At 55.8% G+C, this 22,907-nt stretch carries 25 protein-coding genes and 1 tRNA gene; 5 read left to right on the forward strand and 21 right to left on the reverse strand.

Going from position 1 to position 22,907, the window contains the following annotated elements; translation table 11 throughout:
- From ACSZO1_RS14580 to prmB, 7 genes are all read right to left on the reverse strand, one after another.
- On the reverse strand, positions 1-469 hold a 469-nt coding region (locus ACSZO1_RS14580), incomplete at its 3' end, for a hypothetical protein (protein ID WP_437613765.1).
- A gap of 253 nt (positions 470-722) precedes the next feature.
- Complete coding sequence (locus ACSZO1_RS14585; RefSeq protein ID WP_437613767.1) at positions 723-1,004, reverse strand: YfcL family protein; 282 nt, start codon at positions 1,002-1,004, stop codon at positions 723-725.
- 37 nt (positions 1,005-1,041) lie between these two features.
- Positions 1,042-1,587, reverse strand: a complete 546-nt coding sequence (locus tag ACSZO1_RS14590; protein ID WP_437613769.1) for an elongation factor P hydroxylase — start codon at positions 1,585-1,587, stop codon at positions 1,042-1,044.
- A 26-nt stretch (positions 1,588-1,613) separates the two neighbouring features.
- On the reverse strand, positions 1,614-2,414 hold the full coding sequence (locus ACSZO1_RS14595) for a sulfite exporter TauE/SafE family protein (protein ID WP_437613771.1): 801 nt from the start codon (positions 2,412-2,414) through the stop codon (positions 1,614-1,616).
- Between the two features lie 8 nt (positions 2,415-2,422).
- Positions 2,423-3,247, reverse strand: coding sequence for a penicillin-insensitive murein endopeptidase (gene mepA / locus ACSZO1_RS14600; protein WP_437613773.1), 825 nt, complete (start codon positions 3,245-3,247; stop codon positions 2,423-2,425).
- Positions 3,248-3,251: 4 nt separating this feature from the next.
- A complete protein-coding gene (gene aroC / locus ACSZO1_RS14605) occupies positions 3,252-4,337 on the reverse strand; it encodes a chorismate synthase (RefSeq protein ID WP_437613775.1) in 1,086 nt (361 codons plus the stop codon).
- A 27-nt stretch (positions 4,338-4,364) separates the two neighbouring features.
- The gene (gene prmB, locus ACSZO1_RS14610) at positions 4,365-5,297 is read right to left on the reverse strand and encodes a 50S ribosomal protein L3 N(5)-glutamine methyltransferase (RefSeq protein ID WP_437613777.1); all 933 of its coding nucleotides are present in this window, start codon (positions 5,295-5,297) and stop codon (positions 4,365-4,367) included.
- 143 nt (positions 5,298-5,440) lie between these two features.
- Between prmB and smrB the strand changes: the two genes are divergently transcribed.
- A complete protein-coding gene (gene smrB, locus ACSZO1_RS14615) occupies positions 5,441-5,992 on the forward strand; it encodes an endonuclease SmrB (RefSeq protein ID WP_437613779.1) in 552 nt (183 codons plus the stop codon).
- A 43-nt stretch (positions 5,993-6,035) separates the two neighbouring features.
- Here the strand turns inward: smrB and sixA are convergent, their stop codons facing one another.
- The 4 genes from sixA to ACSZO1_RS14635 all read right to left on the reverse strand — a co-directional run bounded on the left by sixA (position 6,036) and on the right by ACSZO1_RS14635 (position 10,690).
- Positions 6,036-6,518 (reverse strand): phosphohistidine phosphatase SixA, encoded by a 483-nt coding sequence (gene sixA, locus ACSZO1_RS14620; RefSeq protein ID WP_437613781.1) that lies wholly within the window; start codon positions 6,516-6,518, stop codon positions 6,036-6,038.
- Between the two features lie 170 nt (positions 6,519-6,688).
- Positions 6,689-8,848 carry a fatty acid oxidation complex subunit alpha FadJ gene (fadJ, locus tag ACSZO1_RS14625; protein ID WP_437613783.1) on the reverse strand — a complete coding sequence of 720 codons (2,160 nt, stop codon included), beginning with the start codon at positions 8,846-8,848 and terminating at the stop codon, positions 6,689-6,691.
- The gene (gene fadI, locus ACSZO1_RS14630; RefSeq protein WP_437613785.1) at positions 8,848-10,158 is read right to left on the reverse strand and encodes an acetyl-CoA C-acyltransferase FadI; all 1,311 of its coding nucleotides are present in this window, start codon (positions 10,156-10,158) and stop codon (positions 8,848-8,850) included. Before fadI ends, fadJ begins: the two co-directional genes overlap by 1 nt.
- 235 nt (positions 10,159-10,393) lie before the next feature.
- Positions 10,394-10,690: a YfcZ/YiiS family protein gene (locus ACSZO1_RS14635; RefSeq protein WP_437613787.1), complete on the reverse strand. Its 297-nt coding sequence runs from the start codon at positions 10,688-10,690 to the stop codon at positions 10,394-10,396.
- Between the two features lie 365 nt (positions 10,691-11,055).
- Here ACSZO1_RS14635 and fadL point away from each other — a divergent pair, with 365 nt between their 5' ends.
- The gene (fadL, locus tag ACSZO1_RS14640; RefSeq protein ID WP_437613789.1) at positions 11,056-12,342 is read left to right on the forward strand and encodes a long-chain fatty acid transporter FadL; all 1,287 of its coding nucleotides are present in this window, start codon (positions 11,056-11,058) and stop codon (positions 12,340-12,342) included.
- A gap of 148 nt (positions 12,343-12,490) precedes the next feature.
- Here fadL and mlaA read toward each other — a convergent pair whose 3' ends face one another.
- The 10 genes from mlaA to ccmA form a co-directional block, all read right to left on the reverse strand.
- The gene (mlaA, locus tag ACSZO1_RS14645) at positions 12,491-13,252 is read right to left on the reverse strand and encodes a phospholipid-binding lipoprotein MlaA (RefSeq protein WP_437613791.1); all 762 of its coding nucleotides are present in this window, start codon (positions 13,250-13,252) and stop codon (positions 12,491-12,493) included.
- A gap of 32 nt (positions 13,253-13,284) precedes the next feature.
- The gene (gene ccmI / locus ACSZO1_RS14650; RefSeq protein ID WP_437613793.1) at positions 13,285-14,493 is read right to left on the reverse strand and encodes a c-type cytochrome biogenesis protein CcmI; all 1,209 of its coding nucleotides are present in this window, start codon (positions 14,491-14,493) and stop codon (positions 13,285-13,287) included.
- Positions 14,490-14,945 (reverse strand): cytochrome c-type biogenesis protein, encoded by a 456-nt coding sequence (locus ACSZO1_RS14655; RefSeq protein ID WP_437613795.1) that lies wholly within the window; start codon positions 14,943-14,945, stop codon positions 14,490-14,492. The genes ccmI and ACSZO1_RS14655 overlap by 4 nt, the downstream gene beginning before the upstream one ends.
- Positions 14,942-15,499: a DsbE family thiol:disulfide interchange protein gene (locus tag ACSZO1_RS14660; RefSeq protein ID WP_437613797.1), complete on the reverse strand. Its 558-nt coding sequence runs from the start codon at positions 15,497-15,499 to the stop codon at positions 14,942-14,944. The genes ACSZO1_RS14655 and ACSZO1_RS14660 overlap by 4 nt, the downstream gene beginning before the upstream one ends.
- The gene (locus ACSZO1_RS14665) at positions 15,496-17,451 is read right to left on the reverse strand and encodes a heme lyase CcmF/NrfE family subunit (protein ID WP_437613799.1); all 1,956 of its coding nucleotides are present in this window, start codon (positions 17,449-17,451) and stop codon (positions 15,496-15,498) included. Before ACSZO1_RS14665 ends, ACSZO1_RS14660 begins: the two co-directional genes overlap by 4 nt.
- Positions 17,448-17,936, reverse strand: a complete 489-nt coding sequence (gene ccmE / locus ACSZO1_RS14670; protein ID WP_437613801.1) for a cytochrome c maturation protein CcmE — start codon at positions 17,934-17,936, stop codon at positions 17,448-17,450. The genes ACSZO1_RS14665 and ccmE overlap by 4 nt, the downstream gene beginning before the upstream one ends.
- Positions 17,933-18,163 carry a heme exporter protein CcmD gene (ccmD, locus tag ACSZO1_RS14675; RefSeq protein ID WP_437613803.1) on the reverse strand — a complete coding sequence of 77 codons (231 nt, stop codon included), beginning with the start codon at positions 18,161-18,163 and terminating at the stop codon, positions 17,933-17,935. The genes ccmE and ccmD overlap by 4 nt, the downstream gene beginning before the upstream one ends.
- Positions 18,160-18,903, reverse strand: a complete 744-nt coding sequence (locus tag ACSZO1_RS14680) for a heme ABC transporter permease (protein ID WP_437613805.1) — start codon at positions 18,901-18,903, stop codon at positions 18,160-18,162. The genes ccmD and ACSZO1_RS14680 overlap by 4 nt, the downstream gene beginning before the upstream one ends.
- Positions 18,904-18,982: 79 nt before the next feature.
- Complete coding sequence (gene ccmB, locus ACSZO1_RS14685; RefSeq protein ID WP_437613812.1) at positions 18,983-19,642, reverse strand: heme exporter protein CcmB; 660 nt, start codon at positions 19,640-19,642, stop codon at positions 18,983-18,985.
- Entirely contained in the window at positions 19,642-20,259 is a 618-nt protein-coding gene (gene ccmA, locus ACSZO1_RS14690; protein ID WP_437613807.1) for a cytochrome c biogenesis heme-transporting ATPase CcmA, read from the reverse strand. The genes ccmB and ccmA overlap by 1 nt, the downstream gene beginning before the upstream one ends.
- A 244-nt stretch (positions 20,260-20,503) precedes the next feature.
- On the opposite strand from ccmA, the gene ACSZO1_RS14695 reads away from it, so the two are divergent.
- From ACSZO1_RS14695 to ACSZO1_RS14705, 3 genes are all read left to right on the forward strand, one after another.
- Positions 20,504-21,418 (forward strand): formate/nitrite transporter family protein, encoded by a 915-nt coding sequence (locus ACSZO1_RS14695; RefSeq protein ID WP_437613809.1) that lies wholly within the window; start codon positions 20,504-20,506, stop codon positions 21,416-21,418.
- Positions 21,419-21,492: 74 nt separating this feature from the next.
- Positions 21,493-21,567 (forward strand) — tRNA-Arg (locus ACSZO1_RS14700).
- Between the two features lie 160 nt (positions 21,568-21,727).
- Positions 21,728-22,840: a tyrosine-type recombinase/integrase gene (locus tag ACSZO1_RS14705; RefSeq protein ID WP_437613811.1), complete on the forward strand. Its 1,113-nt coding sequence runs from the start codon at positions 21,728-21,730 to the stop codon at positions 22,838-22,840.
- Positions 22,841-22,907 lie beyond the last annotated feature (67 nt).

The following is a 22,907-nucleotide window of genomic DNA, read 5'->3' on the forward strand; positions in this document are numbered from 1 at the left end:
TTCCGGCAGCCTTCAGTGGTCTTTGCAGAGTTAAGACAGGCGGCTTAGCGTTGCACTTCGAACTTGAATCCGCCCCAACCGAATCAATCTGGACAAAGGCCGGCAGCGTAACAGTCGCGGTAAAGAAATACTCGCCAGCAGAAACTTTAATTCGCGGTAAGGCTTCCGTATTTCCCCGCGACTTTGCCATATTAATAATCAGATCAATAATTTTTTGCAGGGCAATATTGGCATTCGCATAGTCAACATCGGCCCAGGCGAGATCAATATGGCCATCATAAATACGTTTAATGCGTTCCCCACCGGCAGTGACCACAGTCAAAATACCATCATCAGTTGTGGTAACATCATCGGGATCGTATTGCCAGAGCCCACCGTCCTGACCTTCAATATATAAAAGCGTGGATGAAATCGTCGTCAGCTGGCGTAAATCAGAAACGGAAGACAGAATAATGCTGTTAACAGACATAATTTACCCCTTGTAAAGTTTATCACCTTCGGGTGATACCTTAGCGCTGTGTTTGCATGTAAAACCTCCTGCTACCCCTTCCCCACACTGTTTTTTCATTCAGGTGGTATATTTTTTATATCCTGCGGCGTGCGTAACGCACGACAACTTATTTTATCTCCGTTATCTCATATGCAAATAACCAGCTTCTGCCAGACATAAAAAAACCACCCGCAGGTGGTCTTTTCTTAGTGTCTGTCGTCGCGGACAAGTATTACGCCGACTGACGCGCCTGCTGGAACAGATTGTCCCACATGCCGATCACCAGCGCCTGATCGCGCGGCGACAGCTCACCGGCTTCAATCGCCGTCTGCAGGCTTTTCTCTACCTGTTCCTTCAACGCCTGCGGCGTATGCTGGTCAGACGCTTCCACTTCCGCGACCGCCAGAGTGAGATGACCACGCAGATAACCACCAGCAAACAGTTCGTCATCACTGGCATGGTCAACCATATCGTCAATCAGGGCCAGAATACGCGTTTCAAATTCTGCGATCATGTCAATTCCTCTTGTCAAAATTCCTTCCTCCATTCAGTCACAGATCTTCCGGCCAGGGAAACTGTGCCGCCGTCAATGGAGGCGTTGAATAGTACTCGCGCAGTGCGGCAATAAAACGCGCCGGACGGGCAGGAATACCCTGCTCCAGATTAATCAGTACCTGAGCCTGTACCTTGCGCTGAAACGCGATGCGATCCGGTTCAAAATCGCCGTCGAGATTGTCACAACTTACATTGAACGGAAAGCCGGCGGCAACACAAAACAACCACTCCAGCGCCTGCGGCTTGATCTCCGCCTGCTCAAACTGTTGCTGAGTGCTGGCATCGCGCCCGTCGGGGCAATACCAGTAACCAAAATCCACCAGCTTGCGACGTTCCGCACCGGCGATGCACCAGTGTGAAATTTCATGCAAGGCGCTGGCATAGTAACCGTGGGCAAACACCACCCGGTTCCACGGCGATTCCTCATCAGCCGGAAGATAGATCGGCTCATCATCGCCTTTAATCAGACGGGTCTGGAAATCCTGGCTAAAACAGCGATCAAAAATCTCAATAAGTTGCTGATAATGATGCGTCGTGCTCATTGTAATTGTCATCAGAGAAAAAACCGTCAGAAAAAGGTGTGGAACCAGGCGGCAATCTGCGCGCCGTGGCTGTCATACAGCAGCTTGCTGCTCATCACCACCGACACGCACACCACCATTGGACGAATCAGCTGCTGGCCACGACTCAGCACCAGTCGCGCGCCGACGCGCGCGCCAAGAATCGCCCCCAGCAGCATTACCAGACCGGTGCCCCACACCACTTTGCCACCAAAAATAAAGAACAGCAGGCCGCCCAGGTTGGAGCTGAAGTTCAGCACCTTGGCATGCGCCGTCGATTTTGCCAGGTTAAAACCGGCCAGCGTGACAAACGCCAGCGCATAGAAAGAACCGGCGCCCGGACCAAAGAAGCCATCATAAAAACCGACACAGCCACCGGCAATCAGGGCAAACGGCAGACCGTTCAGGCGGCGCATGCGGTCCTCTTCGCCAAGACGTGGCATCAGCAGGAAGTAGAGACCAATCGCGATAATCAGTAGCGGGAGTATCTGACGCAGCAGACCGGGCTGAATATGCTGGATTAAGATGGCGCCGGAAACCGAACCGACAAACGCCATGATGATATTGATTTTCTGCTCGGCGAGGCTGACCGCCTTACGGCGCACAAAATAGAGGCTGGCCGAGAAGGAACCGCCTGCACCCTGTAATTTATTGGTCGCCAGTGCCTGAGCGGGCGACATGCCTGCCGCCAGCAACGCGGGCACGGTCAGTAATCCGCCGCCCCCGGCAATAGAATCGATAAATGCGGCGACAAACGCCACGCAAAACAACAGCCCCACCACCAGTGGGCTGACGGCAAACCAGTCCATCTCAATTCCTAAAGTAAATGCTTATCCAGCAACGCCTGACATGAAGGGGGTAATGGTGGTGGCTCAGGCTTCACCGGTGTACCACTCCCTGGTTTTTTCGGTTCAAACCAGCTTTGTAATTCCGCACCACAGCCATCTCCTGGCGGTGGCGCAGCCTGCTCTTCGCACTCCAGACTGCCCGCCGGGCAGCGCAGGCGCACATGCATATGCGCGCGATGCGCAAACCAGGGGCGCACTTTGCGCAGCCAGTCACGATCCACGCCCGCATCGGCACACAACTGCTTTTTAATCGCCGGATTGACGAAGATACGCGTCACTTCGCTGTCTTTCGCCGCCAGCTTAATCAGAGTGTCGATTTCTGGCCGCCAGTGACGCGCAATAACATTGCGGTCATCGGCCGCCACCAGATCGAGCGGCTGCGGCTTCAGCAACATTTGCTGAGTCCAGCGTGTTTTTGGCAGCTGCAGCCAGATATCCACATCCAGCCCGGACTGATGACTGGCGTGACCACTGCTGAAGCGCCCGCCTGCCGCCATGCCCATATCGCCAATCAGCACATTGCCCAGACCGAGGCCGTTAACCTGCGCGCTAAGGCGCTGGATAAACTGAATCAGGTCCGGATGGCCGAAATAGCGCCGCTGATCCTGCCGCATCACCTGGTAATGATCAGCCTCCAGCGGCAGCGACTGTGCGCCGATAATGCAGCCATTGGAAAAGCCGCCAATCGACTGTGGCGAACCACTGATCGGCTGGCTGATACTTTGCCATGGCGTAGCGGCCAGCGCGGTGGCGCTGACCAGAAGCGAACAGAGTGCGACAAGCAGTGTTTTCATTGGCTTACCAGCGTGGCACGTCGCTGTTCACATCAGCACACTGTGCACGCTGACGCATCAGATGGTCCATCAGCACAATCGCCATCATCGCTTCAGCGATCGGCACCGCGCGGATACCCACGCACGGGTCGTGACGGCCACGGGTAATCATCTCCACTTCGTCGCCAAAGCGGTTAATGGTTTTGCCCGGTACGGTAATGCTGGAGGTCGGTTTCAGCGCCAGATTCGCGGTGATTGCCTGACCACTGCTGATGCCGCCCAGAATGCCGCCGGCATGGTTGCTCTGGAAACCGTTAGCGCGGATCTCATCACGATGCTGGCTGCCACGCTGGCTGATCACCGCGAAGCCATCACCAATTTCCACCCCTTTTACCGCGTTGATGCTCATCAGCGCATGCGCCAGGTCAGCGTCCAGGCGGTCAAATACCGGCTCACCCCAGCCTGCAGGCACGCCTTCCGCCATCACGGTGATTTTCGCACCGATAGAGTCGCCTTCTTTCTTCAGCCCGCGCATCAGTTCGTCCAGCGCGTCCAGTTTATCCGGGTCAGGGCAGAAGAACGGGTTCTGTTCAACCAGCGACCAGTCTTTCAGTTCACAGGCGACATCACCAATCTGCGCCAGATAACCGCGCACCACGATACCGTGCTTCAGTTGCAGATACTTTTTCGCAATCGCACCTGCCGCAACACGCATTGCCGTCTCACGCGCGGAAGAGCGACCACCGCCACGGTAGTCACGCAGGCCATATTTCTGCTCATAGGTATAATCGGCATGACCTGGGCGGAAGACATCTTTGATGTCGCCATAATCCTGCGAGCGCTGGTCGGTGTTTTCAATCAGCAGGCCGATCGGCGTGCCGGTGGTCACGCCGTCAAACACGCCGGAGAGGATTTTCACCTGGTCCGGTTCACGACGCTGAGTGGTATAGCGCGAGGTGCCAGGACGACGGCGATCGAGATCGTGCTGCAGGTCGGCTTCGGTTAGCGGAATTCCTGGCGGTACGCCATCAACAATGCAGCCCAGTGCAATACCATGCGACTCACCGAAAGTGGTGACGCGGAATAAACTGCCAATCGTATTACCGGCCATTCAGTACGGCTCCTCTGTCTTCTCTGATTAATCTTTGTAGATAGCGAAATGGTGCGCAGCATCGATAATCTGCTGACGGGTCAGCATAAACACGCCGTCGCCGCCATTATCGAATTCCAGCCAGGTAAAGGGCACATCCGGATACTGCTCGATCAGGTGGACCATACTGTTGCCCACTTCGCACACCAGAATGCCCTCTTCGCTGAGATAGTCCGGTGCACAGGCGAGAATACGACGCGCCAGTTTCAGACCATCGCTGCCCGCGGCAAGGCCCAGCTCAGGTTCGTGCTGATACTCATTCGGCAGATCGCCCATATCCTCCGCATCCACGTACGGCGGATTGGTGACAATCAGGTCGTATGGTGTTTTCGGCAGGTCGCGGAACAGATCCGAGCGAATCGGCGTGACGTGATGGATCAGACCATGTTCATCAATATTCTGTTCGGTCACCGCCAGCGCATCATGGGAAATATCCACTGCGTCCACTTCCGCTTCCGGGAAGGCATAGGCACAGGCGATAGCGATACAGCCGCTGCCGGTGCACATATCAAGGATATGCTGTGGTTTGTGGTTGATCAGACCGGCAAAGCCGTTATTGATCAGCTCACCAATCGGTGAACGCGGCACCAGCACGCGCTCATCAACATAGAATTCATGGCCGCAGAACCAGGCTTTATTGGTCAGGTAAGCGACCGGGATGTGCTCATTGACGCGGCGAATCACGCGCTCAACAATGCGATGGCGCTCGCTGGAGGTCAGACGCGCATGGCGCATCTCTTCCGGAATATCCAGCGGCAGATACAGGGTTGGCAACACCAGCTGAACGGCTTCGTCCCACGGGTTGTCGGTGCCATGACCATACCAGATATTGGCGGCTGAGAAGCGGCTGACCGCCCAGCGCAACATATCCTGAATGGTGTGCAACTCATTCACGGCTTCATCGACGAAAATTTTATCCAAGGTGCCCTCCGCAGGCCGTTCTGACAATCCGGCCGCTAGTTTGCCACGAAGCTGGCAATAATTCAGCGCGGAGACGCGAAAAAGCTGACTTTTGTTACACGTGCGGGTTAAGGTAAAGACTGAAAAGCGGATTGTGAACCAGAATGAGCAGCAAAAACAAACTTAATGCCGATGATAAGGCCCTGTTTCGCCAGTTAATGAGCGGCACACGCAAACTGACGCAGGACACTATTGTCCACGCACCGCAGCGTAAAAAACTGCATCAGGTGCCGGAAAAGCGCCTGCTTTCCGAGCAAATCGATAACAGTCACTACTTTTCCGATGAATTCCAGCCGCTGCTGGCAACGGAAGGAGCAGTGCGCTATGTGCGCAGCGATGTCGATCACTACGAGTTAAAGAAGCTGCGGCGCGGCGACTATTCGCCGGAAATTTTTCTCGACCTGCATGGTCTGACCCAGCAGCAGGCCAAGCAGGAACTGGGCGCGCTGATTGCCGCCTGCCGCCGCGAACACATTTTTTGTGCCAGCGTGATGCACGGACACGGTAAACATATTCTCAAGCAACAGACGCCATTGTGGCTGGCGCAACATCCGCTGGTGATGGCATTCCATCAGGCGCCTAAGGCGTTTGGCGGCGATGCCGCATTGCTGGTGTTAATTGAAGTGGAAGAGTGGCTGCCGCCGGAATTGCCGTGAGGGGGATTTCCTTTCCCCCACGCAGTGGGGGAAAGAGACAAAATCACATCGCTTTTGCCAGTTTCTTCGGACTCACCTGCCACTGCAATTTACCTTCGCAGTTAGCCGCATCAAAATCGACACAGGCAATCGCGGACGTCGCGAACATCGGCGGCGCTTCCTGCGGGCAAAGTTCGGAAACCAGGTAGCCAACCAGCGGCAGATGGGAAATCACCAGCACCGATCTTACCCCTTCGTTAGCCAGCGCCTGTAAATAGCAGGCCACTAACCCGGCATCACCACCTGGCGTCAGCTCTGGCAAGACTTCCTGCCCTTCCGGCAGCACCAGCGCTTCACGTACCGTCGCCAGCGTTTGCTCGGCACGGAGGTACGGACTGACCAGCACTCGCTCAATCTCCATCGCCTGGCTGTTAAGCCAACTCGCCATCTGGCGAGACTCATCGCATCCACAATGAGTCAGGGGTCTGACTGAGTCACTTGCTGCTTCTAATGCCGCATCACCGTGACGCATAATTAAAACTTGCATATTGCACCGCTGTTGTTAAACAAAATCGCCACGAACCGAAGTCCGCTGACTCTTCATTCTGCGAATTAACGCTGTGTTGTACCCCAATGACCTGAGTATAGTCAACCGATTGTGCAATTAATAAGCGCTTATCAGAACAGCGCCATTAACTGCTCTGACGCAAGGCACAACTAAGCCACTGAATCACTATGGGTATTGCTGACAGTGTCAATTTTGTAAAACTTTTCACCCTGCTCTGCCATGCGCCGCAGCCCCTCACAGGGGGCAAAACGTTCACCGTACTGATGCATCAAATTGGTTAACGTATTCACCACCATAGCGGCGCCGAGCTGGTCGATATAGCGTAACGGGCCGCCGGTAAACGGCGGAAAACCAATGCCAAATACCGCGCCGATATCACCGTCACGGGCACTGGCGATCACCTGTTCTTCATGACAACGTACGGCTTCGTTCAGCATCATCATCACACAGCGCTGGGCGATTTGAGCGCCTTCCAGCCGCGCCCGGGGTTTCAGATTCAGCACACGATAAACACTGTCGTCCACCTGCTTTTTGCGCCACCAGCCCGCCGCCGGGTAGCGATAAAACCCGCGGGCGTTTTTCCGTCCTTTGCGATCGTCCTGCAGTACCGCGTCCAGCGCCGCAGGCGGGGCAAAACGTTCACCATAGGCCTGTTGCAACACCGGCATAATTTTGCTGCCGACATCGATGCCGACCTCATCCAGCAACTGGACTGGCCCGACCGGAAAACCGAATTCCACCAGCGCATTATCAATCACCTCAACCGGCTCGCCTTCCAGCAGGCAGCGTAAGGCTTCATTGATATAAGGCGCCAGAATGCGGTTAACGTAAAAACCCGCGCGATCGGCAACGACAATCGCCGTTTTGCCCTGCTGTTTCGCCAGCGCTACCGTGGTGGCGATTGTCTGTGCACTGGTGCTGGCGTGGGGGATCACTTCCACCAGCGGCATTTTATCCACCGGGCTGAAATAGTGCAGACCAATCACCTGCTCAGGCCGCTGCGCCTGTGCGGCGATGGCAGCAATCGGCAATGAAGAGGTATTGGAGGCAAAAATCGTGTGCTCAGCCGCATGCTGCTCAACATCTGCCACCATTTTTTGTTTCAGCGGCAAATCCTCAAATACCGCCTCGATAATCACATCCCGCCGGGCGAAACCGCGCCATTCCGTATCGCCGGAGATTAGCGACCTTTGCCGCAGACGTTCAGCCGCCAGCAGATGACGGCGACGTACCTTTTTACTGAGCAGATCCCAGCTGTACTTCAGCGCATGGTTAATCCCTTCTGCCTGAATATCTTTAATACGCACCGGCAGTCCGGCACGCGTCGCCGTTACACTGGCAATACCGCCGCCCATCAGTCCACCGCCCAGCACACCGATGCTGTGCAGCGGCAGTGGCTGCGCGTCGGCTCCCGTCTCTTTTTTCAGCGCATTCGAGGCAAAGAACAAACCGCGCAACGCCCGGGATTCCGGTGTCATCACCAGTTCGCCAAACGCTTTCGCTTCCGCCGCGTAGCCACTGCTGCGCCCCTGTTCCAGCCCGCAGCGCACCACCGAGAGAATGTGTTCAGTAGCCGGGTAATTGCCACGCGTTTTTGCCCGCGTCTGACGGGTGGCAAGTTTAAACAGTAAGGCTCGCCCCAGTGGCCCCTCATTCAGTCGCTTAGCCAGTGGCAGACGCGCACGCGGCTGACGCCCCGCCAGCACCCGCGCCACGGCGGTTTCCAGCAGAATGGAGCGTGCCACCACATCATCCACCAGCCCCATCTTCAGCGCCTGACGGGCACGCAGTGTTTTGCCGCTCAGCATCAGAGCCAGCGCGGTTGCCGCCCCCACCAGACGCGGCAATCGCTGGGTGCCGCCGGTGCCAGGCAGCAATCCCAGTTGCACCTCCGGCAGACCAAGGCGCGTTTTATCATCATCACTGCAGATACGCGCACTGCAGGCCAGTGCCAGCTCAAGCCCGCCACCGAGGCAGGGACCATGAATAGCTGCCACCACCGGGAACGGCAGCGCAGCGATTTCACTCATCACTTTTTGCCCCTGGCGCGATAACGCTTCGGCCTGCTGCGCGCTGTCGCAGGCGGCAATCATGCTGATATCCGCCCCGGCAACAAAGGAATCGGGTTTGCCCGAAATCAGTACCAGCCCCGCCAGATGAGGATTTTCCCGCGCCTGCTGGATCACGTCACGGATCTGCCCGGCAAAGGCGGCTTTCAGGGTATTCATCTTTTCGTCGGCAACATCAATGGTGATCACCGCGACATTATCCAGACGCATCTGTAAGTGAAAGGATGATGGCTGTTGCATTATTCGGCCTCCAGAACCATTGCCGCACCCAGTCCGCCCGCCGCACAGGCGGTGACCAGCCCCAGTCCGCCGCCACACCGTTTCAGTTCATGCAGGGTTTGCGTAATCATACGTGCGCCGGTGGCGGCAAACGGATGGCCATAGGCGATGGAACCGCCCAGCACATTGAATTTCTCCTCATCCACCTCACCCAGCGCATGCGGGCGCTGCAGAACCTCACGGGCAAAGCGTTCGTCACGAAACTTGCTCAGATTGCTCAGCGTCTGGGCGGCGAAAGCTTCATGCATATCAATCAGGGTGAGATCGCTGAGCGTGATGCCCGCGCGATCCAGCGCCAATGGCGAGGCATACGCAGGCCCCAGCAGCATATCCTGCCAGACGTCAATCGCGGTAAACGCGTAGCTGCGCAGATAACCCAGCGGCGTAAGCTCCAGTTCACGCGCGCGCGATTCCGTCATCAGGATCACCGCCGCAGCGCCGTCAGTCAGCGGCGTGCTGTTCGCTGCCGTCACCGTGCCATGCCGGCGATCAAACGCGGGACGCAGCTTTGCATAGTCCTCCAGCTTTGAATCGTGGCGGACATTGTTATCCTGCTGAAAAGCGCTGTGCCACGGCGGCACAAAGGCGGTCATCACTTCCTGCGCCAGCCGGCCTTCATCCCAGGCCCGGGCAGCGCGCTGATGGGAGCGATGCGCCAGCGCATCCTGCTGTTCGCGGGTAATGCCATGGGATTTCGCCATCTGCTCGGCCGTATCCCCCATGCGTAATCCCGTCGAATACTCGGCGACAGCGGGTGGCACCGGCAACAGATCGCGCGGACGAAGCTGACTGAACAGTTTCGCCTTCTGAGAAAACGTACGCGCTTTGCTGAGATCAACCAGCACACGCGCCAGCTTTTTACTGACGCCAATCGGCAGTACCGATGAAGAATCCGCACCACCGGCGATCCCCGCCTGGATCGTGCCCGCCAGCAGGCTTTCCGCCACATTCGCGACGGCCTGGAAGCTGGTGGCGCAGGCGCGGCTGACACTGTAGGCATCGGTATGCACACTCAGACCGCTGGCCAGCACGATTTCACGGGCGATATTGGGTGCGGCAGGCATCTGCACCACCTGACCAAATACCAGCTGTTCAATCGCCTGCGGCGGAATATCGCTGTGCGCCAGCAGTTCACTCACCACCATAGTGCCTAACTCCACCGCCGGGATACCGTGCAGTGCCGTCGCCTGACGGGCAAAAGGTGTGCGTAATCCATGTGTTATCGCGATGCGTTCGCCCTGACGTGTCAGTAACGGTAGCGCTTTGCTCATTATTTTCACCTGTTCTGCGGAAACCTGCGGCATCATTGCCCAAAGAGGTCTGACCTGATCAATGTTAACTAAAAGTTGTCATCACGCCAGCGCTGGCAGGAGAAAATGAGAGTAGAAACACGAATTAACGGCAGAGAGCAGGTAAACAACACAACCTGTAAGGCAGCAGAAAACCCGCAAAGCACACTCGCTTTACGGGTGATATCAGATGAGGAGAAAGTTTACAGAACGGGAATTAACGCAGGCCGAGCTGGAAAATCAGCGTTTCCGCCTGGCAGGCGAAAATAAAATCAACATCCAGGCTGACACCGTCATTTTGCTCGCTAAAACGCGCATTAATTTCACAAGGCTCGGATTCCACCGCGCGCGCTTTTTCGGTCAGGGCTGCCAGCATCACTTCCGCCGCAGGGCGAGTCTCAAATACCCGGCTCCATGATGCGGTGCAGTCGGTATTATCCATGATGGTGCCGACATCGACACAACAGCAGGCCGCGGTTTCAGTGGCGCTACATTTATTAATGGCATCAGTCATAAGGATCTCCTGAAATCAGGCCGCAATCGCGGCAGGTAAATTAATTCAATATGTAATAGTTTACGCCTGCCGTATTCATCACTCTAGCTTTACTCTCCCGACAAACGAATATCACCCGCAAAGTTGATCCAGAACAAATTAGAAACCCGGCTACACTTTCTTACGTGTGGATTTTGTTAAGCAGATCTTATTTCAGTGATCATTTTTGAAATATTTTAAAAACATTATTGCAACATATACACAGGTCAGACCTATACTTGGCGCACTGGTCTGATTTGTTAGCCGTCTGTCAGTCCCTACAATCCGCGATCCTTGTTACGTTGTGTAACAGAGCTTAATAAAATTCAGATAATGAGGTTGTGGTTATGAACCATAAGAACCTGTTTGCAAAGTCTGCAGTGGCAGCAGCAGTCGCGCTCGTCTCTTCACAAGTTTACGCCGCGGGCTTCCAGCTCAATGAATTTTCGTCGATTGGTCTGGGCCGTGCTTACTCAGGCGAAGGCGCAATCGGTGATACCGCAGCCTCCGCCAGCCGCAACCCGGCGACCATGGCATTGATGGATCGCCCAGAGTTCTCCATCGGAGCCGTGTATATCGATCCTGATGTGAATATTGATGGCACCAGCTCAACAGGCAGCAGCCTGCGTGCCAATAATATTGCGCCAAGCGAGTGGATTCCCAATATTCACTATGTGCAGCCCATTAATGATCAATGGTGGCTTGGTGCCTCAGTCACCAGTAACTATGGTCTTGCAACCGAATTCAGTGACAGCTATGCCGCAGGTGCATACGGCGGAAAAACCGATCTGATGACGGCAAACTTTAATCTCAGCACCGCATACCGCCTGAATGAACATTTCAGTTTCGGTATCGGGTTTGATGCTGTTTATGCGCGTGCAAAAATTGAGCGTTATGCCGGAGAATTAAGCTCTCAGTTATCGTTATTCGACCCAAGTATTAATTCCAGTACGCAAATTGCCCATCTGAAAGGCGACGAATGGGGCTATGGCTGGAATGCCGGTATTCTGTATGAAGTGGATGATAATAACCGCTTCGGCTTTACCTATCGTTCCGAAGTGAAAATTGATTTTGAGGGCGACTATCGTAGTGACCTGCCATCAGCATTTAATGGCCTCAACGACCAGTTACCATTCGGCACCAATGGCGCTACCATCCCAGGCGCTCTGACACTCAATCTGCCTGAAATGTGGGAAATCTCCGGTTACCACAAAGTCGCGCCGCAGTGGGCAGTGCACTACAGCATGGCCTACACCAGCTGGAGCCAGTTCCAGGAGCTGAAAGCGACAGGTTCACAGGGCCAGACGCTGTTCTATAAAGATGAAAGTTTTAAAGATGCTTACCGTATCGCGTTGGGTACGACGTATTTCTATGACGACAACTGGACCTTCCGCGGCGGTATTGCGTTTGATGACAGCCCGGTGCCAGCAGACAAGCGTTCTATCTCGATTCCTGACCAGGATCGCCTGTGGCTGAGCCTCGGTGCATCCTACGCGCTGAATGAAGATGCGTCGATTGATGCCGGTGTCTCGTATATGCACGGCAAGCATGTGACGGTGCAGGAAGGCGATTACACCTTTGAATCAGAAGGTAAAGCCTGGCTGTATGGCCTTGGCTTCAACTACAAGTTCTGATGCTAATGGCGTAATAAAAAAGGCATGTCATTCGACATGCCTTTTTCGTTTGCGGGCACAGCTTTTATCCCCTCCCCCACCTCGTGGGCGAGGGTCAGGGAGGGGGAGCCAGTGGCACGGAGTCGTTTACTCCCCCATCTCAGCCACCTTACTCCGCATCAATCTCATCAAGCTGATCTTTAATCGCCGACGCGTTCGGGTTCTCTTCCGGCTTCAGCTTGCCGCCGTTCGCCAGGAAGTCATGGCGCTGGAAGTAGGCGTTACGCATAAAGGCATACGGATCTTTGCTGTTACGCAGAATCGCATCAGAATCAAGCAGCTGAGCGCGCGTCTCGATACCTTCCAGCGCCCATTTACCCGCCGACATCCAGAATGTCAGCCAGCTCAGTGCCGGGTAGAAGTCATCGGCGTAGTCACCAATATCTTCACGCGGCGTGGCGCTGCCGTAACCCGGTAACACCACATACGGGCCATAACCGACGCCATAAGAGCCTAACGTGCCGCCAAAGCGCTGCGGCTCTTCGCGCGCCAGCTTCGGATTCGCCATACCCGCCACGTCAATAAAGCCGCCCATACCCAGCAGGGTGTTCAGGAAGAAACGGTTAAAGTGGATCATGCCGCGGTACGGGTCGCCACGCAGGAAGGAGTTGACCATTGCCGCGGGCTCATCAAGGTTACCGAGGAAGTTGCCCAGCCCGGTACGCGCCGGTTGTGGCACATAATCACGCCAGCCAACGGCGACCGGCCGCAGTACATAAGGGTCCAGCACGTTATAGTTGAAGTTAAACATGGTGCGGTTGAACCCTTCCAGCGGATCGGAACGTCCCTGCGGTTCATCCGTATTTTTCGAACTGGCGCAGCCAACCAGCAATACACTTGCCAGTGCCAACCCCGTCAGACGCAAATTCATGTTGTTCTCCCTGTACTGGTAAATTTGTCGCTTCAGCGCTGCTGGTTAATCTCAACCTTCAGCTGCTGGTGACCGTCGAATGGCGTCAGAGCGCTCTGCCCCTGCCAGTCCCCCGGTTGCGGGGTGGCGCTGCCATCGCGCGAGATACGCACCTGTACCTGTATCTGATGCTGCGCCGAAAGCAGGCGTTCAGGCATAATGGCGTTACTGTCATCCAGCGTTAGCGATAAAGGAAAATGACTCAGCGGCAGTTTTTTCACTGCCACAGGTAATCGTGTTACACCATCGGAAACAGAAATATACAATACTCCGCCCGTAGGTAACATTTTTTCTGCCGCGGCCGACAGGCTAACTGTCAGCGCCAGCTGGCTATTTTGCTCCCCGGCGGCGCTTTTGGCTTGCGTAATGCTGCGCTCGATCTGCGCAATCTGACGGTCACCCGGCGGCAGTAATACCAGCATTTGCTGCCAGTAAGTGATGGCGCTGTCATAGTGTTGCTGCTGCCAGCCATTAAAGGCTAACAAACCTAGCAGCTGCAGATTACGGCTGTCATTTTTAAGCATTTCCTGCAACATGACTTCCGCTTCACGCTGGTCCTGCACATCACCGGATCGGGTCATTACCTCGGCATAACTCAGCCGCGCCTGCAGGTTATCGGGCTGCAATTGCATCGCATGACGGAACGCCTGGCTGGCAGTGGTGGCATTATTCAGCACCATGCCAATCCGCCCCAGCATCATCCAGTTGCTGACATTGTCGGGATCGTTTTGCAGTTCACTGCGTAATCCCAGACCAAGATGCGCCAGCTCATTCAGCGACAGCGGTGCAGCTTGTGGGTCCATCACCCGCGCCTGCAGCGCCGGGAACTGGCTTTTCACCTGTTGCCACAACATCAGTTGCGGTAAACCGCCCACTTTCAGATAAGCACCCAGCGAAACCACAAGAATCGCTAACACGCCTGGCACCAGTACCCAGCGACTGAGCGGACGCGCCTGCAACGTGGTCGCCTGCGGGATATCCGTCAGCAGCGTTTGTTGCAGTTCCTGTACCATCACACCGCGTTCTGCCACCACGCCCAGTGCTTCATCTTGCTCCAGTTCCTGCAAACGCTGCTGATAAAACGTTTTGTTCAGCGCATCACGCTCATCGACACGACTGTGCTGGCGGCGACGCCCCGCCAGCAGCAGTAACGCGCTGGCCGCCACTAATAACAGGCCAAGAGTTAACCAGAACGCGCTCATGATTGTTTCCTGTCGTGTTGCAGCAGATCGGCAAGCCGCTGCTGTTCAGCCTCATCCAGTGCCGGGGAGGACGGGCGTTTTCTGCCGCGCACAATAATCACCAGTGCGCCCAGCAGCACAAACAGCGCAGGCCCGGCCCACAGAATCAGCGTCGATGCCGTCAGCGGCGGCTGATAAGTGACAAAATTGCCATAGCGCGCCACCATATAATCAGTGATCTGCTGCGGGCTTTGCCCCTCGCGCGTCAGCTGATACACCTTCATACGCATATCCGCAGCGATCATGGCATTGGAATCAGCAATGCTGTTGTTCTGGCATTTCGGGCAGCGCAGCGATTCGGTGAGATGGCGGTACTGCTGCTCCTGCTGCTCAGAGTCAAACTGCAGGGTATCAATCGCCGCCAGCGCGCTGAAGCTCAGCAGCGCTGCCAGCAAAGCAATCAGCGCTTTCATGAGCCGGCCTCCTGACGGTATTTATCCCACAGCGGCTTCACTTCCTGCTGCCAGACGCGCTCATTCATATCCCCCGCGTGGCGATAACGAATAATGCCCTGCCCGTCGATCAGAAAGGTCTCTGGCGCGCCATACACGCCGAGATCCAGCCCGAGCATACCGTTACCGTCATACAGGCTCAGCGCATAGGGATTACCCAGCGTATTCAGCCAGTTAACCGCTTTCTGTCGGTTATCTTTATAGTTCAGCCCCACCACGCGAATCCCCTGCTGCGCCAGCGTGTTGAGATACTGATGCTCGGCGCAGCAGGTCGGGCACCAGGTGGCCCAGACATTCAGCAGCAGCGGCTGGCCGTTATGCAGCACCGCCTGGTCAAAGGTTTTACCCGGCTGATCCAGCGACTCCAGCGTAAAGACCGGCACCGGTTTGCCAATCAGCGCCGATTCCAGCCGCGTCGGGTCATCGCCATCGGCATTACGCGTCAGCTGATACAGCAACGCCGCTGCCAGCAGCAGAAACAGCACCAGCGGAATAAAGAGAATTTTCTTGTTCATACAGCCTCCGCCGCGATTTTCTTACGCGAGCGATAGCGCGGGTCCAGCAGGCATAGCAGCCCGCCCAGTGCCATAAACACACCGCCAAACCAAATCCAGCGCACAAACGGTTTGTAGTAGATGCGCACCGCCCAGGAATTGTCGTCCAGCTCTTCGCCCAGCGCGGCATAGAGATCTCGCGTCAGGCCGCCATCAATCGCTGCTTCCGTCATCACCGAGCGGGTGACGCTGTAAAAACGCTTCTCGGCATGCAGCGTCGCTTCGTGGTGTCCATCGCGCGACACATCAATCAGCGCCACCGCGCCACTGTAGTTGGCACCGTGCAGGTCGCGCACGTCGCGGAAGACAAAGTGATAACGGTGAATATCGACGCTGTCGCCCGCGCGCATGCGTACATCACGTTCAATGCTGTAGTTCTGGCTAAAGGCAATGCCGATCACCGTCACCGCCACCCCGAGATGGCCGAGCACCATGCCCCAGTGACTGCGCGACAGATGGCGCAGACCGCGCCACAGCGAATGACGATGGGTGGCACGCTCATGCAGCTCCATCAACGTCAGCAGGATCACCCACAGCGCCATCATCAGCCCGATCACCGTCATGGCGGCAATCCGATCCTGCATCAGCCACGGCAGCAGAACCGACAGCGCCAGCGTCACCACCAGCGCCAGCGCCAGCCGTTTCCACAGCTTCTGCGGCTCATCACGCCGCCAGCGCACCAGCGGACCAATGCCCAGCATCAGCGCCATCGGCGCCATCAGCCAGCTGAACAGGGTATTAAAGAAAGGTTCGCCGACCGAGATACTGCCGAGTCCCAGTTGCTTATGCACCAGCGGCAGCAGCGTGCCGAGCAGCACCACCAGCATGGCGGCAATCAGCAACACATTATTACCCAGCAAAAAGGATTCGCGTGACCAGAGTTCGTTCTGCACCCGGCTGCGCACCCGCCCGCCTTTCAGCGCATACAGCAGCAGCGAGCCGCCAATCACAATCACCAGGAAGGCGAGAATAAACATGCCACGCGCCGGATCAGAGGCGAAAGCATGCACGGAGACCAGCACGCCAGAGCGTACCAGGAAAGTGCCCAGCAGACTGAGAGAGAAAGCGGCAATCGCCAGCAGCACCGTCCAGGCTTTAAACGCGCCGCGTTTTTCAGTCACCGCCAGCGAATGGATAAGCACGGTGCCCGCCAGCCACGGCATAAAGGAGGCATTTTCCACCGGGTCCCAGAACCACCAGCCGCCCCAGCCGAGTTCGTAATACGCCCAGGCAGAACCCAGCACAATACCGATAGTGAGGAATACCCAGGCCGCCGTGGTCCACGGGCGTGACCAGCGCGCCCAGGCAGTATCGAGCCGTCCCGCCATCAGTGACGCAATGGCAAAAGCAAACGCCACTGAGAAACCGACATAGCCCATATACAGTAACGGCGGGTGGAAGATCAGGCCGATATCCTGCAACATCGGATTCAGATCGCTGCCATCAATCGGGATATCCGGCAGGGTGCGGGTAAACGGATTAGACGTCAGGGTGATAAACAGCAGAAAGCCGAAGTTAATCATCCCCAACACCGCCAGCACGCGGGCAATGGCGTCAAGCGGCATCGCACGGCTCAGCAGCGCCACCGCCAGTGTCCAGCAGCTTAGCAGTAACACCCACAGCAACAGGGAACCTTCATGCGCGCCCCAGGTGGCAGCAATGCGGTAATACACCGGCAGCAGCGTATTGGAGTTGGTTGCCACATACGCGACGCTAAAATCATTGACGATAAACGCATGCACCAGCACCGCGAAAGCACCGGCGATGCAGGCGAACAGGCCGTAACTCAGTGGCCGTGCCAGCGCCATCAGCCGCCCGTCCTGGCGCGATGCGCCCCACAGCGGATAAATGCTCAACAGCAGTGACAACGCCAGCGCCAGACAGAGCAGAAAACTTCCCAACTCCGGCATCATGAGCGGCCACCTTGCGCATTCTGATACGCCTCAGCCGGGCGTGTATGGTTTTTCTTCATCGCATCAGACACTTCCGGCGGCGTGTATTTCTCATCATGCTTCGCCAGCACTTCCTGCGCGTGAATCAGGTTGCCCGTTTCCAGCACCCCCTGCGCCACCACACCCTGCCCTTCACGGAACAGATCCGGCAGAATGCCTTCGTAACTGACATTCACCACGCCACTGTTGTCGTACAGCTGGAAACTGACGCGCAGCGACTGCGGATCACGCTTCACACTGCCGGGCATCACCATGCCGCCGACACGCAGGCGCTGACCTGGCTGCGGTTTTTCCTGTTCCGCGCCTTTGCCATTGAGAATTTCACTCGGGGTATAAAACAGATCGATATTGGCGCGCAGCGCATACATCACCAGCGCGGTCGCCAGCCCAAGAGCCAGCATAATCGCCAGTACCACGTACAGGCGATTTTTACGACGATTATTCACTGCGGATCTCCTGCCAGCGCGGCGGCTTTTTTCTGGTTAGCGGCGCGAATACGCTGTTCACGCGACTGGCGCTGACGGATTTCCGTCAGCAGACGACGGCGCTGCAGCCAGCAGTGGCATAACAGCGCCGCCAGCGGCAGCAGGGTAAAGGTCACGGCCAGCCAGACATAAAAGGCATAACCGCCCATGGCGAAGAAATCCGGCCAGGAAGAGAATGCGGGACTCATGCTCTGTCTCCTCCCTTGCTCACCACACTGGCGACCCACGGGCGATGGCGCTCAGTAAACAGCAGCAGATTGCGCAGACGCATCAGCGTCAGGGAGATAAACAGCAGCAAATACCCGAGAATCGACCAGCGCAGCGGGGTACGCATGCTCGGCGCTATCGCCTGCTGCAGCACGCCAGAGGAGCCCTGGTGCAGCGTGTTCCACCACTGCACGGAGTAGTGAATCACCGGCAGATTGACGACACCCACCAGAATCAGGATACCCGCGGCGCGTCCTGCGACACGGCGATCGTCGAACGCGTTATACAGCGCAATCACGCCCATATAAAGGAACTGCAGCACCAGTTCCGAGGTCAGACGCGCATCCCAGATCCACCAGGTGCCCCACATCGGCTTGCCCCACGCGGCGCCGGTGACCAGCGCAATAAAGGTAAACACCGCGCCCACCGGTGCCATCGCCGCCGCAGCCAGGTCGGCGGTTTTCATTTGCCATACCAGACCACAGAATGCTGCAACCGCCATCGCGGCATAGATGCCCATTGACCACATCGCGGCAGGCACATGAAGATAGATAATCCGGTAACTGTCACCCTGCTGATAATCCGCCGGTGCAAAGGCAAAACCCCATACCCAGCCCAACAGCAGGCTCGCCACCCCGGCAAGCAGGAACCCGGGCAGCAACTGCCCGCAGAGCTGATAGAGCCGTTCCGGCTTTGCCAGCTGGTGTAACCATTTCCACATGATGATTGCTCACAATAAAAAAGACATCGTTGTTCTGTTTTCTTCTTTCACGCGATGGTATCGGCAAAAGATTATCGTTTTAATGCAGGCTGATTCTCAGCGCGGCTGCAGTGGCAAATGGCGCCAGAGCGGCGCTGGTCACCAGCATCGCCGCCAGAATCGCCAGATAACCGGAAATATCCAGCCCCATCCCCGCGGCATCAATCGCCGCGCTGGCAAAAATCAGTACCGGCACCGCCAGCGGCAGGACCAGCAAACTTAACAGCACGCCGCCACGACGCAGACCCACCGTCAGCGCCACGCCAATTGCACCAAGGAAACTCAGTGTCGGCGTGCCCAGCAGCAATGTCAGCGCCAGCGCGCGCCAGCTGGCAACGTCCAGCGACAGCAGCAACGCCGCCAGCGGCGACAGTAATAACAGCGGCAATCCGGTCAGCAGCCAGTGCGCAATAATTTTTCCCGAGACAATTATCGGCAACGGTGCCGGCAGCAACACCAGCTGTTCCAGCGCACCATCAATGAAATCGTCGCGAAACAGTCGCTCCAGCGCCAGCAGCGAAGAGAGCAACGCCGCCACCCAGACAATACCGGGCGCAATACGCCGCAGCAGCTGCGGTTCCGGGCCGATCCCCAGCGGAAACAGGGTAATCACAATCAGGAAGAACCACAGCGGGTTAATCACCTCCGCCCGGCTGCGGAAGGCAATCTGCAACTCCCGGCGAATGACACGCCACAACATCATGACTCCTCCGTGCCGGTCAGCTGGATTCTGCGCAGCGGATAACCACCATCGGGCAGATCCTGGTGCGTGGTAATGATCACCGCGCCCCCTCGCTGCGCATGGCGGACAAACAGCGCCATTAATTTCCCGACACCGGATTTGTCGATGGCCGTCAGCGGTTCATCGAGAACCCACAATGTCGCCTGACTCAGCCACAGACGCGCCAGCGCCACGCGGCGCTGTTGTCCGGCAGAGAGCTGCGCGACCGCCAGATCTTCATAGCCGGTGAGATCCACCGCTTCCAGCGCGGCAAACAACGCGGTCTCACTGCATTGCGGGTGGTAGAACGCCAGATTTTCCAGCGGCGTCAGCACCGCTTTCACTCCGGGCTGATGCCCCAGATAAAGCAGTTCCGCCTGCCACGTCTGCCGATGCTGGCGAATATCCTGCTGACGCCATAACACCATGCCACTTTCCGCCCGGCTCAATCCGGCTAACAGACGTAATAAAGAGGTTTTACCCGCGCCATTTGGCCCCTCGACCTGCACAATATCGCCCGCAGCTACCGCAAAACTGAGATCGCTAAACAGAACGCGTTCATCGCGCAGACAGGTCAGTTGTTTTACTTCCAGCATTGAGGGAGAAAGCCACACAAACAAAAAGGATCAGAATGGTAACATAAGCAATGATTAGTTAGCATACTTAGTACCCAGCTTTTTGCAACCGGGTGCAAAAATAGCGCAAATTTGCCCGTTTATTGCTGAAAAAAACAGCATCGTTAAAGCTTTGTTACTCTTTTTATAGACAGACGTTACATCCCTTCGCCAGCCAGAAAACCCGCTACGCTTTAAAACACATTCGCACAATGTTGGGGAAGATATGGCATCCGCGCATAAAAACAGCGATCAGGGAGTGGAAAGTGACGAAAATGCACAGGGCACTGAGATAGAGGTCGACGAAGAGTCACTCCCCTCCGCCGCTGCCGCCGTGCATGAGCAGATCCGCCAGGACGGGCAAAAAGATCTGGAACGCGACAGCATGGCACTGCTGTGGTCAGCGGTAGCCGCCGGCTTATCGATGGGCGCCTCACTGATGGCGAAAGGGATTTTTCAGGTGCATCTGGCGGGCGTGCCGGGTGCATTTCTGCTGGAAAATCTCGGTTATACCTTTGGTTTTGTCATTGTGATCATGGCGCGTCAGCAGCTGTTTACTGAAAATACCGTCACCGCGGTATTACCGGTGATGCATAAACCCACCGCCGGCAACTTTACCCTGCTGTTCCGGCTGTGGAGCATTGTGCTGGCGGGTAATGTGATCGGCACCGGTCTCGGGGCGCTGGCCTTTAACCATCTGCCGGTGTTCGACGATGCCACACGTCAGGCTTTCACGCATATCAGTGAAAAAGTGATGGCGAACAGTGTTGGCGAAATGTTTGCCAATGCCATCGTCTCCGGCTGGATTATCGCCACCATGGTATGGATGTTTCCTTCCGCCGGAGCGGCGAAAATTGTGGTGATTATCATGATGACCTGGCTGGTGGCGCTGGGCGATCTGGCGCATATCGTGGTCGGTTCGGTGGAAGTGCTGTATCTGGTGTTCAGCGGCACGCTGCCGTGGCAGCAATTTTTCTGGCCCTTCGCCCTGCCGACACTGGCAGGCAATATCATTGGCGGCACCTTTATTTTCGCGTTGATCAGCCATGCGCAAATCCGCAATGAAATTAGTCTCAAGGCCAAAGCCGAAGCGGCAGCGAAGAAGCGTGCAGCGCAGCGCGAACAGGAAAGTGAGCGCTGATTGTTGACAGAATAAGCAATCGGGCAGGCAAGTGGTTAATTTACGAGTGAAAACACGCTATACTGCCCGCCGCTGTCCCCTTAGTTAAATGGATATAACGAGCCCCTCCTAAGGGCTAATTGCAGGTTCGATTCCTGCAGGGGACGCCAGAGGCACTTCCCGTAACATCCCATAAAGTGCCAAAATATCTTACTTTCAATGAATTACCTCAAACTCCACGTCTCTTAAAGTGCCATAAAGTTCCATAGAATCTCTACACACTTACGTATAGAATTGTGTGTAACTTAGTTCGATCTTTTTTCTATACACATGCTGCTATCTGACCTGCAAATTAAACGCGCGAAAGCCAAAGAAAAGCCTTACACATTGAACGATGGCGCCGGACTGTCGTTGCTTATTGATACCACTGGCGCCAAGGGCTGGCGCTTCCGTTACCGCTTCGCCGGTAAAGCTAAAATGATTTCCTTCGGCGTTTATGGCGAAATTTCGCTGGCTGAGGCACGTAAAAAACGTGATGAAGCGCGTTCGATGCTGGCTAAAGGAATCAATCCCAGTGATGCCCGTAAAGCGGAGAAACTGGCTTTACAGTTCGCTCACAGCAACACGTTTAAAGATGTCGCTGTTGAGTGGCATACCACTAAGCAGGCTACCTGGTCGGTAAAATACGCCAGGGAAGTGCTTAATTGCCTTGAGCGCGATATTTTCCCTTATATCGGCCATCGCCCTGTTGACCAGATTGAACCGCTGGAGCTTCTCGCCGCTTTGCAGAAAATTGAGAAGAGAGGCGCACTGGAGCAGACCAGTAAGGTGCGCAGACGCTGTGGTGAAGTATTACGATATGCCGTGGCCACCGGCCGGGCTAGGTACAACTTTGCGCCCGATCTGTCGATTACCTTAAATAAGCCTAAAAAGAATCATTTCCCATTCCTGACTGAAAGCGAGCTTCCGGGCTTTGTCCGTGCTTTAGATAATTATCAGGGTAGCCTGGTCACTAAATACGCCACCCAGTTGCTGATGCTGACGGGTGTCAGAACAATTGAATTACGTGCCGCTGAGTGGAGAGAATTTGATCTTTCTAATGCCCTCTGGGAGATCCCCAAAGATCGCATGAAAAAACGTCGTCCTCATCTGGTTCCACTTTCGACGCAGGCTGTTGCGATACTGAAAAAGTTGAAGGTTATCACTGGGAAATATGAGCTGGTTTTTCCTGGGCGTAACGATATCAGAAAGCCGATGAGTGATGCCGCGATCAATAAGGTAATCAAGATGCTTGGCTATCATGGCCGATTAACCGGGCATGGTTTCAGGCATACTATGAGCACTATATTGCATGAGCACGGGTTTGAGAGTACCTGGATTGAAATGCAACTTGCGCATGTTGATAAGAACTCTATTCGAGGGACTTACAATCATGGGTCGTGACGCAGACTTAGTGTTGTTGTACTCTTTGCCCTTTGGATGATTGATGGCAAAGATTGATGTGGTTTGT

The sequence above is a fragment of the Erwinia sp. V71 genome, from assembly GCF_965644245.1.
GTDB lineage: Bacteria > Pseudomonadota > Gammaproteobacteria > Enterobacterales > Enterobacteriaceae > Erwinia.